The 17,457-nt window shown below is 38.8% G+C and carries 18 protein-coding genes; 9 read left to right on the plus strand and 9 right to left on the minus strand.

Annotated elements, in window-relative coordinates; all coding sequences use genetic code 11:
• From H4O18_RS16915 to H4O18_RS22525, 5 genes are all read left to right on the plus strand, one after another.
• On the plus strand, positions 1 to 608 hold a 608-nt coding region (locus H4O18_RS16915; protein ID WP_187586742.1), incomplete at its 5' end, for a collagen-like protein.
• A 100-nt stretch (positions 609 to 708) separates the two neighbouring features.
• On the plus strand, positions 709 to 1,887 hold the full coding sequence (locus H4O18_RS16920) for a T9SS type B sorting domain-containing protein (RefSeq protein ID WP_187586744.1): 1,179 nt from the start codon (positions 709 to 711) through the stop codon (positions 1,885 to 1,887).
• Between the two features lie 408 nt (positions 1,888 to 2,295).
• Positions 2,296 to 3,030: a M15 family metallopeptidase gene (locus H4O18_RS16925; RefSeq protein ID WP_187586746.1), complete on the plus strand. Its 735-nt coding sequence runs from the start codon at positions 2,296 to 2,298 to the stop codon at positions 3,028 to 3,030.
• Between the two features lie 41 nt (positions 3,031 to 3,071).
• Positions 3,072 to 3,848 (plus strand): M48 family metalloprotease, encoded by a 777-nt coding sequence (locus H4O18_RS16930; RefSeq protein ID WP_187586748.1) that lies wholly within the window; start codon positions 3,072 to 3,074, stop codon positions 3,846 to 3,848.
• 117 nt (positions 3,849 to 3,965) lie between these two features.
• The gene (locus tag H4O18_RS22525; RefSeq protein WP_343065474.1) at positions 3,966 to 4,133 is read left to right on the plus strand and encodes a DUF6747 family protein; all 168 of its coding nucleotides are present in this window, start codon (positions 3,966 to 3,968) and stop codon (positions 4,131 to 4,133) included.
• A gap of 110 nt (positions 4,134 to 4,243) precedes the next feature.
• Here H4O18_RS22525 and H4O18_RS16935 read toward each other — a convergent pair whose 3' ends face one another.
• Positions 4,244 to 4,642: an ankyrin repeat domain-containing protein gene (locus tag H4O18_RS16935; protein WP_187586750.1), complete on the minus strand. Its 399-nt coding sequence runs from the start codon at positions 4,640 to 4,642 to the stop codon at positions 4,244 to 4,246.
• A gap of 226 nt (positions 4,643 to 4,868) precedes the next feature.
• Between H4O18_RS16935 and gpmI the strand changes: the two genes are divergently transcribed.
• The 3 genes from gpmI to H4O18_RS16950 all read left to right on the plus strand — a co-directional run bounded on the left by gpmI (position 4,869) and on the right by H4O18_RS16950 (position 8,221).
• Positions 4,869 to 6,386 (plus strand): 2,3-bisphosphoglycerate-independent phosphoglycerate mutase, encoded by a 1,518-nt coding sequence (gene gpmI / locus H4O18_RS16940; protein ID WP_187586752.1) that lies wholly within the window; start codon positions 4,869 to 4,871, stop codon positions 6,384 to 6,386.
• 78 nt (positions 6,387 to 6,464) lie between these two features.
• Positions 6,465 to 7,283 (plus strand): type I methionyl aminopeptidase, encoded by an 819-nt coding sequence (map, locus tag H4O18_RS16945; protein WP_187586754.1) that lies wholly within the window; start codon positions 6,465 to 6,467, stop codon positions 7,281 to 7,283.
• Positions 7,284 to 7,456: 173 nt separating this feature from the next.
• Positions 7,457 to 8,221: a class I SAM-dependent methyltransferase gene (locus H4O18_RS16950; RefSeq protein ID WP_187586872.1), complete on the plus strand. Its 765-nt coding sequence runs from the start codon at positions 7,457 to 7,459 to the stop codon at positions 8,219 to 8,221.
• Here H4O18_RS16950 and H4O18_RS16955 read toward each other — a convergent pair whose 3' ends face one another.
• The 8 genes from H4O18_RS16955 to H4O18_RS16990 all read right to left on the minus strand — a co-directional run bounded on the left by H4O18_RS16955 (position 8,222) and on the right by H4O18_RS16990 (position 15,842).
• The gene (locus tag H4O18_RS16955) at positions 8,222 to 9,253 is read right to left on the minus strand and encodes an FAD:protein FMN transferase (RefSeq protein WP_187586756.1); all 1,032 of its coding nucleotides are present in this window, start codon (positions 9,251 to 9,253) and stop codon (positions 8,222 to 8,224) included.
• The gene (locus tag H4O18_RS16960) at positions 9,231 to 9,590 is read right to left on the minus strand and encodes a Na(+)-translocating NADH-quinone reductase subunit F (RefSeq protein ID WP_187586758.1); all 360 of its coding nucleotides are present in this window, start codon (positions 9,588 to 9,590) and stop codon (positions 9,231 to 9,233) included. Before H4O18_RS16960 ends, H4O18_RS16955 begins: the two co-directional genes overlap by 23 nt.
• 149 nt (positions 9,591 to 9,739) lie before the next feature.
• On the minus strand, positions 9,740 to 11,047 hold the full coding sequence (nqrF, locus tag H4O18_RS16965; protein ID WP_187586760.1) for an NADH:ubiquinone reductase (Na(+)-transporting) subunit F: 1,308 nt from the start codon (positions 11,045 to 11,047) through the stop codon (positions 9,740 to 9,742).
• Positions 11,048 to 11,049: 2 nt separating this feature from the next.
• Complete coding sequence (gene nqrE / locus H4O18_RS16970) at positions 11,050 to 11,787, minus strand: NADH:ubiquinone reductase (Na(+)-transporting) subunit E (protein ID WP_187586762.1); 738 nt, start codon at positions 11,785 to 11,787, stop codon at positions 11,050 to 11,052.
• A 24-nt stretch (positions 11,788 to 11,811) separates the two neighbouring features.
• A complete protein-coding gene (locus tag H4O18_RS16975) occupies positions 11,812 to 12,459 on the minus strand; it encodes an NADH:ubiquinone reductase (Na(+)-transporting) subunit D (RefSeq protein WP_187586763.1) in 648 nt (215 codons plus the stop codon).
• A gap of 3 nt (positions 12,460 to 12,462) precedes the next feature.
• On the minus strand, positions 12,463 to 13,215 hold the full coding sequence (locus H4O18_RS16980) for a Na(+)-translocating NADH-quinone reductase subunit C (RefSeq protein ID WP_187586765.1): 753 nt from the start codon (positions 13,213 to 13,215) through the stop codon (positions 12,463 to 12,465).
• A 2-nt stretch (positions 13,216 to 13,217) separates the two neighbouring features.
• Positions 13,218 to 14,486 (minus strand): NADH:ubiquinone reductase (Na(+)-transporting) subunit B, encoded by a 1,269-nt coding sequence (locus H4O18_RS16985; protein WP_187586767.1) that lies wholly within the window; start codon positions 14,484 to 14,486, stop codon positions 13,218 to 13,220.
• Between the two features lie 3 nt (positions 14,487 to 14,489).
• A complete protein-coding gene (locus H4O18_RS16990; protein WP_187586769.1) occupies positions 14,490 to 15,842 on the minus strand; it encodes a Na(+)-translocating NADH-quinone reductase subunit A in 1,353 nt (450 codons plus the stop codon).
• 160 nt (positions 15,843 to 16,002) lie between these two features.
• On the opposite strand from H4O18_RS16990, the gene H4O18_RS16995 reads away from it, so the two are divergent.
• Complete coding sequence (locus H4O18_RS16995) at positions 16,003 to 17,247, plus strand: type IX secretion system plug protein (RefSeq protein ID WP_187586771.1); 1,245 nt, start codon at positions 16,003 to 16,005, stop codon at positions 17,245 to 17,247.
• Positions 17,248 to 17,457: the final 210 nt, after the last annotated feature.

The raw sequence follows: 17,457 nt of genomic DNA on the forward strand, positions 1-17,457 counted from the left end.
GTGATCAAGGAATCCAAGGAGAAACCGGAGCTCAAGGTGTAAAAGGAGATACAGGTAATACCGGAGCCACAGGTGCAACCGGGGTTACTGGTGAAACTGGAGCAACTGGAGCAACTGGAGCGACAGGAGCGACAGGTGACAAAGGAGATAAGGGTGACACTGGTGCACAAGGAATACAAGGTGTAACCGGAGCAACAGGTGAAACTGGGGCAAAAGGAGATACTGGTGCGACAGGTGCCAAGGGTGATACTGGGGCTAAAGGAGACAAAGGTGATACTGGGGCTACAGGAGCCACGGGTGCCACAGGTGCAGCTGGAGAAAGTGAATCCGGTGGAGGATTTATCCGATCAATTAGGGCTACCAATACAAATACCACTTTAACCGCAAATGACTACACCCTTATTGTTAATGGAAAAGACCGTACCATTTCCTTTCCCTCAACGGGCACCTTGGGCCAAGTCTATATTCTTAAAATAATAAATGATGACAATCAGACAAACATCAATTATATCGATGAAAAAGGCGATCAAAAAAATGAATTAAAAAACGATAAAATTTATTGGTTTCAGTTTGACGGCACCAATTGGCAACAATTAAATAAGGACTAGAACTAATATTATTTTAATCAAGCTCCTATCAATAGCCTTAAGAAGATAGACTTTAATGGGACATCAAATTAAAAAACGAAAATAAAGTATAATTCTAAACATGAATATTATCAAACACATAATTGTAAACTGTATTTTTTGGGCTGTTGCGTTGGCACCGGCCCAAGATGCAGTACATAATTATGGTAACATACAGATTCATGAGACTGCTATGGTGGGCTTCCATATGGATGTTATTAACGATGGAACCTTTGATGAGAATTTAGGATTGGTAGGATTTTACAATGAAAATAACCCTATTACGGTTTCCGGTGCCTTTGCCCCTGTTTTTTATGACACGGAAGTTTCGATCAACGAGGGACTTTATTTGGAGACCAATGTAGGGATACTTAACAATTTCAATTTTATTCATGGCAACGTATTTACTCCTAGAGATCGTTCCAATATTTCACTTAAATTTTCTGAAGATTCCTTTTATGTAGGGGAAGGAAACAATACAAAAATAGATGGTTATGGGTCTATTGAAAATAAGGACACCTTTACGTTTCCCGTTGGGGATGATAATCGTATTCGTCCTTTGACCATAACCTCCGAATCGGTCAATGTATTGGCCAAATGCGCCTATTTCTTTGAAAACCCAAATACCCAATCTACTTTCGATAAAAATTTTGATACAGGAGTAAGGGATTTCAATGTTCAAGGGATCAGCAATAAGGAATTTTGGCGTTTGGAAGGAGATTCACCAACGATCGCCACCCTTAGCTGGGATGATAAGAGCAATATAAATATGCTTGGGGAATACCTTAGTGACCTTACTGTTGTTGGCTGGAGCAAAAGCCAAAAGAAATGGTTGAATCTGGGCAATACCGCACAGGATGGAGAATTTTCCTTCGGCTCCATAACTTCTGATACCTTCATCCCAAATGAATATGAAATTATTACAATCGGTGGTGCCGTGGACTTAAATGAAACCCTTACTACAATAGATTTGGGTAACTATTATTTAACGCCAAACGGGGACGGTACAAATGATTTTCTGGTAATTGACGGAATTAGTGAATCACCCAACAACATACTTCAAATCTTCAATAGATATGGTGTGATGGTGTATTACAAAGAAAATTACAGGGATGAATTTGTTGGCCTATCCAACCGGAATATGCTGGTAAAGGGACAAATGGGATTAGCTTCGGGAGTTTATTATTATATCATAATATTGAATGATCTAAAAATAAAACATCAAGGGTACCTTTACCTATCCCAGGCGGTGAAAAATTAAAATATTTCCAAAAAACTTCTTATAAATGGATTGCTGTATGAATATCATATTACTATAAATCCATAATACTTAAGAATGCCATAATCCGCTACCCTTCACTGCCCATCGTTATTTTACTCACTAAGTGAGATTTGAATGCTCCGAGGCTTGCGTCGAAGTGTTGTCAGTAGTTTCCATCGGATGCCCCATAGGCTTGCCCAGAGGTAATTGAATAGTAAATTCATTTCAGACCGACATATTGCCCCAATTCCTACAAATGGCAGTGCCCAATCTTGTTTAAAATAAGTAACTTTATGGATTCAAATAAATTCAATAGGTTACATTAAAAATTAAATGGACCAACACTATTTACAAAGTGGCAGTATTTTTGAGATACCTTGATTGATTTCATTAAATAGTTATCACCCTATGCACAGAAGATCTTTTATAAAAAAAAGTGGTTATACCGGTTTGGCCTTATCAATATTGCCAGGCCTAACCCTTTCCCAGGAAACAGAATATTCCATTGGCGAATTAATGGGCAAGGATGAAATTAAGCTCTATGGCAAAGATATCAACTTGAGGAAAGAGGCCCATGACGCTTTTTTGGAAATGAAAAAGGCGGCCTATAGTGAGGGTATGGATTTGAAAATTGTATCGAGCTACCGAAATTATTATCGTCAAGAAGCCATTTGGGAAAGAAAGTATCTGCAATACACTGAAGAAAAAGGGATGACCAAATTGGGTGCAATTGAAAAGATTATAGAATATTCCACCATTCCAGGTACCAGTAGGCATCATTGGGGAACCGACATTGATATAATTGACGGCTATCCAAGAACCAATGGCGATGTTTTGGTTCCCGAAAAATTTGGGGAAGGCGGACCTTTTGAACTCTTGAAAAAATGGATGGATGATAATGCCAACAAATTTGGCTTTTATCTGGTCTATACCGATAATCCCAAAAGAAAAGGATTTAAGTATGAACCATGGCACTATAGCTATGCCCCTATTTCAATTCCTATGTTAAAAACATTTAGAAGGAAAAATATTTTTAAATTACTGCTTGAAGAGGATATAATAGGAAAAGAAAATTTTACCTCCGGTTTTCTAAAAGGATATATTCAAAACAATATTTTAGATATTAACCCAGACCTTTTATAATAGTATGCCTAAAGATTATTGACTCTTAAAAGTGCCGTATCGTGAGAAGAGGAAGTTGGAAAATTAGAATATTCATCGGCTTGGCCATTGTGGCTTTTGCCTTTGTCCAACGTTGCAACAATAAAGAGGAAAATCCATATACGGGGAGGGTTCAGAATATAAACATGAGCACTGAACAGGAAATATCCATTGGCCTGCAGAGCGCTCCTGAAGTAGCACAACAATATGGCGGTCTTTATCCTGATGAACGTCTACAATCCTACGTAGACCAGATTGGAGTAAAACTGGTAAATAACAGCATCGCTAGGGAAACCCCTTATCAATATGATTTTCATTTATTGGCGGACGATCAAACTATCAATGCCTTTGCACTCCCCGGCGGACAGGTCTTTATTACCTATGCCCTATTTTCCCAATTGAACGAAGCACAACTTGCCGGAGTTTTGGGCCATGAGATAGGACATGTAATTGGAAGGCATTCCGCAGAAAGGATTGCCGATGGAAGTTTTTGGCAAACTGTTACCATGGGTGCCTCGGTAGGTGCGGATGCCGGTGACATTGTTGGAAGTATTGGCCAGAATACCCTCTTAACCAACGGTAGGGAAGATGAATTGGAAAGCGATGAATTAGGGGTTCTTTTTATGATTCGATCAGGTTACGATCCTTACGAAATGATAAATGTCATGGAGATATTAAAAGCTGCGGCAGGACCCAATAGGGTACCCGAATTTCAGAGTACACATCCAGACCCGGATAATAGAATAGAGAAAATTAACGAGGCCATAGAAAAGTACAAAGGACAACAAAACATAAAATAAATTGAACAAAGGATAGTAATTAGCTATATTTTAGTATATTGCACCAGAACCAAATCTTTTTACCGTTTCAAATTTAACCCTTATAGCTTTGATTTACAATCACTTAAATGAGACTATATGGGAACTTTATTACATTTTAAGAACATTTACTTAGCGGCATTCGAGAATTGTAAACCAGAAATTGTAGTAATACTCTTAAAGATTTACTCAGTATTCTGTGTGGCAATGTTATCCATGGCACTTTATGCATTTTTATTTAGAGCCTTTACTGGATTTGAATTCTAGAAAATTGGATTTGCTCTTTTACTTGAACACTATAAAAGCAAATTGAAGTAATAAAAGAACCTATCGGCAATTGCCGATAGGTTCTTTTATTAAAAATTAATTCGCAACAACTACTTCTTCTGTAGATTGGCGTTGATTACTTCCAAGGCCTCAGTGGCGTTGGATAGTTCCGCATGTTTTTTTGCGTTGTACCCGTTGTCGCATTTCATTTTCAAATCCGCACCATTTGCGATAAGGAGCTCCAATATTTCAACCTTATTGTAACGGGCGGCAAAAATTGCAGGTGTTTTTCCCAAGGATTTTTGATTAACATCCTCTCCTAATTCAATTAGTCTCTTAACGGTTTCCAAATCCCCCTTTACAATAGCCTTGCAGAAGGAGCTTAATTCTCCGGGTTTAACCATTAAGGCTGATTCACTTAGGGTGTAAATGTTACTTCTACTCTCGGCACGAAGGCCTGCAACCATGAACAATAATGCCATGGTGACTGTTAAAATTGTTTTTCTCATGATGAATAAGATTAATTAGTGAATTTTGATTACTATAACAGACCCTTAAACCTTAAATTTGTTTCAATTTTATCCGTTAAATAACAAAACTTTAACAAAAATACCCTCGTTTGGTATATCCTTAGAAGTACCCCACCAAGGAATTCAAAATTTTAAAAAAAGGTGTCCTAAATCCTAGCAATCCATATACAATAGTTTTATTTTTGACGTCTACAACAAACACATTATGAACAAGAAAGTTATTTTAATGATTTTGGATGGATGGGGCAAGTCCCCGGACCCCAAGGTCTCAGCCATAGAAAACGCCAACACCCCTTTTATAGATTCACTTTATACCAAATACGCCAATTCCAATCTTTTGACAGATGGAATGAATGTAGGCTTACCGGAAGGACAAATGGGCAATAGTGAAGTTGGCCACATGAATTTAGGAGCTGGACGTATCGTTTACCAAGATTTGGCTAAAATTAACCTTGCTATTGACCAGGATACCTTAAAAGATGAGCAGGTATTGAAGGAGGCACTCTTATTTGCCAAAACCAATGACAAACCAGTCCATTTTCTGGGTTTACTAAGTGATGGTGGCGTTCATAGCCACACTTCACACCTAAGAGGCCTTATAGATGCAAGTGAAAGTTACGGACTTAAAAAAACCTATATACATGCCTTTACCGATGGTAGGGACGTGGATCCTAAAAGTGGAATTGGGTATGTAAAAGCTTTAAATGAATACTGTTCCGATAAGAATGCCAAACTGGCCAGTGTTATAGGCAGGTATTACGCCATGGACAGGGATAAAAGATGGGAACGGGTAAAAATGGCCTATGACCTATTGGTTAACGGCGAGGGCCAAAAAACATCAAATATTGAAGAATCCATATTGGCCAGTTATGAATCTGGCATAACGGATGAATTTTTGAAACCTTTATTGGTATCGGATGAACAAGGATCTCCTTTGTCCGTCATAAAAGATGGTGATGTTGTAATCTTTTTCAATTTTAGGACAGACCGTGGTAGAGAGCTGACCCAAGTTCTAAGTCAGGAAGACATGCATGAACTTAATATGCACAAGCTAGATCTTTATTACGTAACCATGACCAATTACGACGATTCCTATAAAGGAGTGAAGGTAGTTTATGACAAGGATAATATTAGCGAAACCTTGGGAGAAACCTTGGCCAAGGCCCATAAGAAACAAATTCGTATCGCCGAGACTGAAAAATATCCACATGTAACCTTCTTCTTTAACGGAGGTAGAGAAATTCCGTTTGAAGGTGAAGAGCGAATTTTATGTCCATCTCCCAAAGTGGCTACCTATGATCTAAAGCCAGAAATGAGCGCTTATGAGATAAGGGATGCTATAATTCCGGAATTAAAAAAGGGAGAGGTCGATTTTGTGTGTCTAAATTTTGCCAATCCAGATATGGTAGGCCATACCGGAGATATGCAAGCCGCCATAAAGGCCTGTGAAACCGTGGATAGTTGTGCGGAGTCCGTTATTACGGCAGCCCTGGCAAATGGATATACCACTTTGGTCATAGCAGATCATGGAAATTGCGAAACTATGATCAATCCGGATGGAAGCCCGAACACGGCACATACCACGAATCCGGTTCCATTGATTTTGGTGGATAATGAACTGAAAAGTATTAAGGATGGTGTTTTGGGCGATATTGCTCCAACCATTCTAAAACTAATGGGTGTTCCACAGCCGGCTCTAATGACGAGAAAGCCATTAGTATAATAATTATGCACGCCACCGGACATTGGCAACTATTTAGTGACGTGCAGTTTTAAAAGTATTGTTTTACATTTGCATTCTATGATAAAGATCAAAACTTTAGAGGAGATAGAATTAATGCGTGAAAGCGCATTGATTGTTAGCAAGACCTTGGGCATGTTGGCCAGTGAGGTTAAACCTGGCGTTACCACCTTGCAGTTGGACACCATGGCAGAGGCATTTATCAGGGATCATGGAGGTGTTCCAGGTTTTTTGGGATTGTATGATTTTCCCAATTCCCTGTGCATGAGTCCAAATGCACAAGTTGTACATGGAATTCCCAACAACACTCCTTTGGTTGAAGGTGATATTATTTCAATTGACTGCGGCGTCCTTAAAAATGGATTTTACGGTGATCACGCCTATACCTTCGAGGTTGGAGAGGTTACTCCTGAAACAAAAAAATTATTGGACATAACCAAGGAATCCCTCTATGTAGGAATTCGGGAATTTAAAGTTGGCAATCGGGTTGGTGATGTAGGCTTTGCCATTCAACAATTTACCGAAAGCCATGGTTATGGTGTTGTACGCGAATTGGTGGGTCATGGATTGGGAAGGGAAATGCATGAAGATCCGGAAATGCCCAATTACGGAAAACGCGGCAGAGGAAAGAAATTTGTAGAGGGCATGGTTGTCGCCATAGAACCCATGATAAATTTAGGCAGCAGACGAATAAAACAATTAAAGGACGGCTGGACCATCCTAACAGCAGATAATAAACCTAGCGCACATTTTGAACATGACGTGGCCATTATAGATGGGAAGCCTGAAATACTTTCCACCTTTGCCTATATTTATGAGGCATTGGGGATAGAAAGTGACGAGGAAGCGGAGTTTCGCCAAAAAGCACTGGTCCTATAACGCAAAATTGGAAATCTTACTGTTTCTTTCGTATTTACAGTACTTATTACCAACTCCTCCTTTCCAAGCCAAAATGCATTCCAATGCAGTATACCTTTTAAGTAGGATAAGATTACCCTATAACACTCTTCAGTAAATCGTTACGATTAAACTGGATTACTTTGGATAACAATTTGAAGAAACTATTTAAATATATACTAAATACGATTCCTAGACCCATCCTTATTAAACTAAGTTATTTGGTGCGTCCCCTTATGGCATTTAGCATGCGCGGTAATCGCTATACCGATCCCATAGATGGAAAAAAATTCAAGAACTTTCTCCCTTACGGCTATGAACATTCTCGTGAAAATGTCTTGTCTCCCTCTACCCTATCGCTTGAAAGACACCGACTTTTGTGGCTTTACTTAAAAAATGAGACCAATTTTTTTACGGACAAACTTAAGGTCTTGCATTTTGCACCTGAACAAGCCTTTTACAAAAGATTTAGAAATCTAAGCAATATTACCTATACCACTACCGATCTAAATTCGCCCCTGGCAGACGTTAAAGCGGATATTTGCAACCTTCCATTTACCGACAATTCCTTTGATGTTATTTTTTGCAATCATGTGTTGGAGCATATTCCTGATGACACCAAAGCAATGGAAGAATTGTACCGGATTTTAAAGCCCGGCGGATGGGGTATTTTTCAAATTCCACAAGACCTTGGCAGAGCTGATACTTATGAGGACAATAGTATTACCGATAAAAAGGCAAGGGCAAAAATATTTGGACAATACGATCATGTCAGAATTTACGGAAGGGATTATTTTAATAAGCTAAGATCTATTGGCTTTAAGGTGGAAGAGGTTGATTATACTAAAAAGCTTTCCAATACCGAAGTGGATAATTATCGCTTGGCACTGGGTGAAATAATACCCGTGGTGTCCAAATAATTATTCCAGGACATTATTTTTAAATCCGTCCGTCATAAATTCCAATACATTTCCTTCCGGATCCAAATAAACAATATAAGCTTGCAGTTCTTTATGTTGGGCCAAAATGGATTTTGTTTTCTCCAAATCCATTGCCATGAAAGATGTAGCAAAAGCGTCGGCCGTAGCGCAATCCTTTGCCATAACGGTAGCCGCCAGGATATTGGAGTTCTTGGTGTAACCGGTTTTAGGGTCTATAGTGTGTACATACTTGGTACCTGTCTCCGGGTCAATTTTAAATTTTCTATAATTCCCCGAAGAAGCCATGGCAACATCCTTCATATACACCGTTCTTTTAGAGGTCCTACTTTCCCCCATCATGGGGTCATCAATAGCCACTACCCACTTTTTTTCCTTTACCCTATTTTCTCCTTTTGCAACCAACTCCCCTCCTACTTCAATCAAATAATCAGAAATCCCTTTCTCTTGCAACAAAACTGCCAGGCGATCTACTGCGTATCCTTTGGCAATGGCGTTAAAATCGAAGTACATACCGGGTTGGGCCATTTTAATTCTATTTTCCGGGCTGATACTGACTTTATCAAAGCCAACATAATCCAAGAGGCTGTCTACCCGCACGCTATCCATTTCCAATTCGGAACCCGGACCAAATCCCCATGCATTCACCAAAACGCCAACAGTGGGGTCAAAATAGCCATCAGTAGCCGCATAAACCTTTCCCGAAAGCTCAAAAACCTCCCTAAACATTTGGTCAACAACTACGCTAGAGTCGCCCATATTTATTCTTGATATATCCGAAGTTGGAATATAGGTGGACATGGACTTGTTTAAATCTTGAAAAACCGAATCAATTTCCCGCTCAAAATCCAACTCTTCCTTCGCCAAATAAATAATATTGTAGGAAGTACCCAGTGCAGCTCCTGAATTGAGATTCTTGACCCATTTATCCCCGTTAGTCTTGCAACCATTACAAACCAGGAGCAAAGCTAGAATTCCTATACACAGGAAATTATACTTTAATAATACCTTCATATTCCAATATATAATCTTCATTAAGATAAACCGGTAGATTTCTATCTACTGCATTGTACAGTCCGACTCCGGCGTAATAGGCCTCCCCATTTTGAGACAAAGCATGTTCCTTAATCTTCTCCATTAATGGGATATCGTAGACTTTGGGATCCTGAGGATGCAATACACTTCTAACCACAATAAAAAATAGTTTTTTATCCTTAAGACATACAAACTGTGGGTTCTTCTTAGGTTTACTGTTCACCCCCATAAACTCGAAACCTTCGGCTTCCAAATGTTTTCCAACAATATTCATGGCCAAATTATGCAATTCCTGTTCCGTTAACGGCTTACCCATTTTCCAAAATTCAAATTAATAACCAATGCTCTAGTTAAATCCCAACTTTTTTAAAAAACATTGTTCAAAAAAAAGACCTGTCAGGTTTCTTCAACTTGACAGGTCTATAATTAGACCTACAAGGTCTTGGGAATATTGAAGCCTATAAATTAACCTCCAAAATCATCAAATCTAATATGCTCATCAGGGATACCAAAATCCTCTCCCATTTTTTGAACAGCTTTGTTCATCAACGGTGGTCCACAGAAATAAAGTTCTATATCTTCAGGTGAATCATGATGGTTCAAATAATTCTCTATAACACAATTGTGTATAAATCCAACAAATCCATCTCCTGGAGCATCTATATTCTCTTTCACCTTCCAGTTATCCTCAGGTAAGGGTTCAGAGAGTGCCAAGTAGAACTTAAAGTTAGGAAATTCCTTTTCAAGTCTATAAAAGTGATCCAAATAAAACAATTCGCGCTTGGACCTCCCTCCGTACCAATAAGTAACCTTTCTCTTTGTTTTAAGGGTATTGAAAAGGTGATATAAATGTGAACGCATTGGAGCCATTCCTGCTCCACCGCCAACATACAACATCTCTGAATCCGATTCATTGATAAAGAACTCACCGTAAGGTCCTGAGATTGTTACAGGGTCACCCTTTTTCAAATTGAATATGTAAGACGATGCAATTCCTGGATTAACTTCCATCCAACCATTCTTGGCTCTATCCCATGGTGGAGTTGCAATACGTACGTTCAACATAATTTCTCTTCCCTCAGCAGGGTAAGAAGCCATAGAGTATGCTCTTTCCACTGTTTCAGGGTTTTTCATCACCAACGGCCATAAGTTGAACTTATCCCATTCCGCCTGAAACTTATCCGGAGTTTCATGCTCTTCAGGATGCGCAGTAATATCCATTTCAGAGAATTTAACTTCGCAAGGAGGAATTTCTATCTGAATATATCCACCAGCCTTATAGCCCATATCCTCTGGAATTTCAACTACGAATTCCTTAATAAATGACGCCACGTTATAATTACGAACAACTGTTCCCTGCCATTTTTTAATTCCAAAAACTTCTTCAGGAATGGTAATTTCCATATCCTGCTTTACCTTCACCTGGCAAGCCAAACGGGCTCCATGATTCAATTCTTTCTTGGAGAAATGTGGGGTTTCTGTTGGAAGGGCTTCCCCACCCCCTGAAAGAACATGACATTCACATTGTATGCAGGTACCACCACCTCCACATGCCGAAGGAAGAAATATTTTCTGATTTCCCAAAGTGGACAATAATGACCCACCGGAACCTACTTCAATTTTCTTTTCACCGTTAATGGTTATGGTAACTGGTCCTGATGGAGATAGTTTTTCCTTGGTAAACAGTAACAGTGCCACCAATAATAACAATAGTATTAAAAAAGCAACTACCGTTATCAGTATTGTTCCAATTGTACTTGTAGCTAAAATCATTTTTACTCGTTTATTATAGCGTTGTTATAAGAAACCGTATTTTCCTTGGTTTCCTTTATTATCTTCTCTTCCTCTACTTTCTGGGCCGTTTTCTGTTCCACTTCTTTAGGAGCTTCGTCACCACCGGTCAACATTCCGCCAAAACTCATGAATCCAATAGCCATAAGCCCAGTAATTATAAAGGTTATGCCTAAACCTCTAAGTGGAGGTGGAACATTGGAATATCTAATTTTCTCTCGTATTGCCGCAATGGCCAAAATAGCCAAGAACCAACCAATTCCGGAACTAAGTCCATAATTAAAGGCCAGTCCCAAAGATTGTATATCCCTGGACTGCATAAACAATGAGCCTCCCAATATGGCACAGTTAACCGCTATTAATGGTAAAAATATACCTAATGAATTATAAAGTGCCGGAGAAAATTTTTCCACAACAATCTCTACCAATTGCACCATTGTAGCTATGGTGGCTATAAAGAGAATAAATGATAAAAAGCTTAGGTTGTAATCTGCATATTCCGGACCTAACCAAGCTAAGGCTCCATCCCTTAAAAGATACTGATCCAATAACCAGTTTAAAGGTACGGTTACCGCCAAGACAAATATAACAGCTGCTCCAAGACCAACTGCAGTAGTCACTTTTTTAGAAACGGCAAGATAAGAACACATTCCTAAGAACGTGGCAAATACCATATTGTCTATAAATATGGATTTAAAAAATAATTCTACATGCTCTAACATAACATTCTATTCTTATGATGACTACTAGTTTTCTTCAATTAATGCTTTGTTGCGCGAACGCTGTACCCAGATAATGAGTCCAACTACGATCAACGCCATGGGGGACAACAGCATAAAACCGTTGTTTTCATATCCTATTGAGTATAATCCTGTTTTTTCAATGGGATCTCCCAAAACTTTAAATCCAAGCAAGGTACCTGAGCCCAGTAGCTCTCTAAAGAACCCAATTATTACCAATATTAAACCATATCCTGCCGCATTCCCTATACCATCCAAGAAGGACCTCCAAGGACCATTGGCCAAGGCAAAAGCTTCAAAACGTCCCATGATGATACAGTTGGTAATAATTAACCCTACGAAAACAGAAAGTGTTTTGCTCAATTCATAGGCAAAGGCCTTTAACACCTGATCTACCATAATTACAAGGGCAGCTACAACGACCAATTGAACAATAATTCTAATCTTTGAAGGTATAATGTCACGCATTAGGGAAATTACAACGTTCCCCATTCCCATTACGAACAGTACTGAGAAAGCCATTACTATGGATGCCTTTAATTCGGCTGTAATTGCCAAGGCAGAGCATATACCTAGAACCTGAATGGTAATAGGGTTGTTATCCGCCAAGGGATCTAATATTAGATTTGCATCTTTTTTTGAAAGTAGTGCCATGTTTTAATTTTTAGCTCTTATGGTTTCCAAATAGGTTTTATATAGATTTACGCTCTGACGAATCATTGCAGAAACACCATCACCTGTAATAGTGGCTCCTGCCAATGCATCAACTTCATTGTCATCTTTAATTTCGTTGGTAGGATCGTTATTTCCCTTGGCAACAGCAATACCGGCATATTCCGTACCTTTTAAAATGGATTCTCCCGTAAAATCATCCATAAAGTAACGCTGCTTGATATTTGCTCCCAACCCAGGTGTCTCACCCTTATGGTCAAAATACGCACCTTGCACAACCAAATTATCATCCAAGGCAACAAAGCCCCATATAGCATCCCATAGACCTTTACCTCTCATAGGAATGATATAATATTTTGCCCCATCCTTTTCACCAATGAACAATGGCAACTTTCTTGTTTTCCCAGCTTTGGCCTCTGTTTCCTGTTTTTTAAGATCAATAAGGTAAGCTTGATCATTCTTGGTAATCTGATCTCCTTCAATAACCAATTGCTCAACAATATATTTCTGAAATTCACCAGCTACCTTATCGGTAGAAACGAAATTAACACTCCCCTCATCCTCATTTTCGTTTACGCCCATGGCATAAAGAATATTCTGTTGTTTTTCCAACCTTTCGTTCTCCTTGATCTTTTCGCTAAGTGATGAAGCAAAAAATGCCAAGAGAGACCCTACAATAACCACCATTATGGCGGCGAAGATAACCGTGTAACTATTTTTATCTGTATTAACTGCCATGATTATACTGTTTCTGCTTTTAATTCTTGTGTTTTACCTTCGCTATCTTTAGGCAAAATAGTAGCGTTCTTAGCGCGCTTCAATCTTCTATTGATATTTCCCCTTATAACATAATGATCAATTGTTGGTGCAAAAACGTTCATCAACAAAATAGCCAAGAAAACGCCTTCCGGATAAGCGGGATTGAACACCCTTATCAATACTGAAATAAAACCTATAAAGAATCCATAGACCCATTTACCCCTATTGGTCTGGGCACCAGTAACCGGATCGGTCGCCATATACACAATACCAAAGGCCAAACCACCCACGATCAAATGTTGCCAAAAGGCAAAACTCATTAATCCGTAGAATTTACTGGTTTCAGTTATCCAACCGGCATCAACAACACCGTTAAAGATAAGCCCCATCACCAAAGCTCCTGCAACAGCACTCACCATGATTCTCCAACTTGCTATTTTACTAAAAATCAAGAAAAGACCCCCTAACAATATTAGTATCGTAGAAGTTTCCCCAACAGATCCAGGAATAAATCCAAAAAACATATCGGCAACGGAGTAACTCATTTCAGCACCTTTTCCTTGAGCCAAATAACCCAAAATGGTTTCTCCCGAAATAGCATCCGGACCACCGGCCAAATCAACCGCTTGGTGCACCCATACCTTATCTCCACTCATCCAAGTAGGATAGGCAAAGAATAGAAAGGCTCTAATGGTAAGTGCTGGATTCAAAATATTCATCCCGGTACCACCAAAAACTTCCTTACCTATAACCACTCCAAAGACAACGGCTACAGCCAACATCCATAAAGGAGTATCAATAGGTACGATCAAAGGCACCAACATCCCTGTTACCAAATATCCTTCCTCTACCTCATGACCCTTTATTACAGCGAATAAAAATTCAACTGCAAGTCCTACGGCGTAAGAAACGATTACCAAGGGCAAGACAGTCCACGCCCCCATAATGAAGTTCTCCCAAGTTAGGAAGTTTCCAAAAATCGAAGCTTGTCTAATAACACCATTTGCAGCATCTACTGCAGCATAATGTTGATATCCCGCATTGAATATTCCAAAAAGAAGTACTGGCACCAATGCCATGATTACCGTGTTCATTGTCCGTTTTAGATCATCCACAACGCGTACATGGGAACCAGAATGTGTAGTTTCATTGGGAGCATACAAGAAAGTATGGATAGCATTGAATGCCGGGGCCATCTTCTTGCCCTTATATTTCTCCTTTAGGTTATGTAAATTACTTTTTAAGCTCATCTTTTATCCTATTTCTTTATATAATAAATCCAACCCTTCCCTAATGATCTGCTGATGGGGTTGTTTAGAGATGCAAATAAATTCTGTAAGTGAAAAATCCTCCGGAGCCACCTCGTAAAGACCAAGTTGTTCCATTTCATCCAAGTCCTTCACCATACACGCTTTTAGCAACTGTAAAGGATAAATGTCCATTGGAAAAACCTCTTCATATAACCCAGTAACCACAAATGCCCTGTGTTCACCGTTGGTATTGGTGTCCAAATCGTATTTCTTTTTAGGCTGCAACCAGGAAAAGGTCATTGCCCTAGTAGTAGAAACTTTATTAAAAACTGGCTTGTTCCAGCCAAAAAGTTCATAATCATCACCTTCTGGGATAACACTCACCGTATTGTTATAATAACCCAAATATCCGTCAGGTTTTGTTTTGCTACCGGTTAGCACATCTCCGTTGATCACTCTAAAATTCTCCGTATTAACGCCGCTGGCATAAAGAAATGTAGATACTTCAGATCCTATTTTCGTAGTATAATATTTTGGAGCCTTAACACTGGACCCAACCAAGGCTACTACCCTTTCTGGATTATATCTTCCCGTTAGGACCAACTCACCTATAATGACTAAATCCTGTGGTGTAATGGTCCATACCACTTCTCCCTTATTAATTGGATCTATTTTATTAATCTGTGTTCCAACAAGACCAGCCGGATGGGGACCACTTACATTATGGATTTCAACATCTTCCATTTTAGTAAAAATGGACTGTCCACCTTTACCAACCGAAACATGCACCTTACCAGGAGTTAATTTCCCCAGCACAGTCATTGCGGCCTGTATTTCTTTTTCTTTTCCCTTTAGTGCATAATCCAAGTCAGCAGCCATGGGACTAGTAACATAGGCGGATACAAATATCGCCTTTGGAGTAACCTTTGGGTTTGCAATAATGTCATAAGGTCTTTGCTTAATAAAAGGCCAACACCCAGATTTTAAAAGCAAGGCTTTAATATCTTCGGCTTTGGAACTTTTAGGCGACAAAGGCGTATGTGAAACAAACTCTTGGCTTTTGTCCGCCAAAATTTTCAAGGTTAAAATTTTTCTTCTGGCACCTCTTACCACCTCTACCAATTCCCCACTAACCGGGGAAACAAAAAGCATATCTTCCACATTTTTATTATAAAAAAGTGGTTCTCCCGCCTTTACTTCGGCGCCTTGCTTAACTAATAATTTAGGGGTAATTCCGTGAAAATCCTGAAGATTAATCGCATAAACATTACTCAATACAGCTTTGGAAGTAGTCTTTTCCGCCTCACCAATAAGATTAATGTTCAAGCCTTTTTTAATTCGGATGTCTTTAGACATATTTAGTAGACCTTAGGTTATCAAAATTTCGAGCAAATTTACTACTTAATAAAAAGTTTTCATAATTATTACTTAATTATTACTTATAAATTTAGAGATTAGACCATGCTAACCCATTTAGGCTTGCTTTTTGCTTACCTTTACGAGAAAATATTACCAAATGCGATTGAAACTTTATGCGCTTTTACTGCTCCTTTCTGCCCATTTAGCATATGCCCAGGTGCAGTCGGAAATTAACCCTCCTTCCAATATTAAATCTATCATATTTAAAGGTTCCACCGATGACCAATTTCCTGTGGTAAATTTGGGTGACCCCATTTATCTGGAATTTGATGACCTTTTAGCCAATGAACAGGATTACTATTACAAAATAGTACATTGTGATTACGATTGGACACCATCCTCCCTATTAAAATCCCAATTCCTAAACGGCTTGGACAACGAGCGCATAGTGGATTATGAAAATAGTTACTCTACGCTTCAGCCATACTCCAATTACAAGCTTACCATACCAAATGATAATACCCGATTAAAAGTTAGCGGTAATTTCTTACTGGAAATTTACAACAGTTATAATGAGCTTCAATTTTCCCGCAGATTTATTGTATATGAAGATTTGGTAAATGTTGGAGGGGTTGTAAAACGTTCAAGGGATTTTACCTATCTCAATGAAAAACAGGTAGTGCAATTTACCATTAATACCAACCAGATAAAATTGGTAAATCCCAACAAGGAAGTAAAAGTAACCATTATACAAAACTATCAATGGCCGACGGCCATCACCAATATAAGCCCTCAATTTAACATGGGCACAGAATTGGTATATAAATATGACAAGGAAACCAGTTTTTTTGGCGGGAATGAGTATTTTAATTTTGACACAAAGGACTTAAGGGCCCCCAGTTCCTCCATCTCCCGTATAGAACTGGCAGAGCTCTACAACCATTATCTATTTACCGATTACTATAGGTATGACCGACCCTACACCTATTACCCCGACGTAAACGGGGATTTTGTAATCAGAACACTGCAGGGAGACGACAGCTCCAGGGAAGCCGAATACAGCTATGTACACTTTACACTTCCCTACACCGATAAAATTGGCCTGAACGATGTGTTTATCTTCGGAAAATACAACAATTACACATTGGACGAGGAAAACAAAATGACCTACAACGAGAATACCGGCAATATGGAAGCGGTTATTAAAATGAAACAAGGATTTTACAATTACAAATATGTAATGAAAAACGATAAAGGTGTTATTGACATGAACACTATTTCTGGCAATTTCCATTTTACCGAAAACAGTTACTTGATCCTGGTATATTATCGCAATTTTGGTGATATTTATGACAGCATTATTGGAGTAGGCTCTGCAAATTCCAGTACCATTACCAATTAACCTTTGTCTTCAATAAGATTCTTTAAATTTATCATTTTCCTGTTTGGCCTTAAGTCATCTACAGATATAGAGGTCTGAAAAAACGATAGCGGCAACAAATTAAATGGATAAAAAAAAGAGGTTCAAAAGAATATATTAACATTTGCTTAAACGTGTAAACAAAAAGTCTTATTATATTGCGCCATCATATTAACGGGAAATTCAAAGCAA

It is taken from the genome of Arenibacter arenosicollis (assembly GCF_014397245.1).
Classification (GTDB): Bacteria; Bacteroidota; Bacteroidia; order Flavobacteriales; family Flavobacteriaceae; genus Arenibacter; species Arenibacter arenosicollis.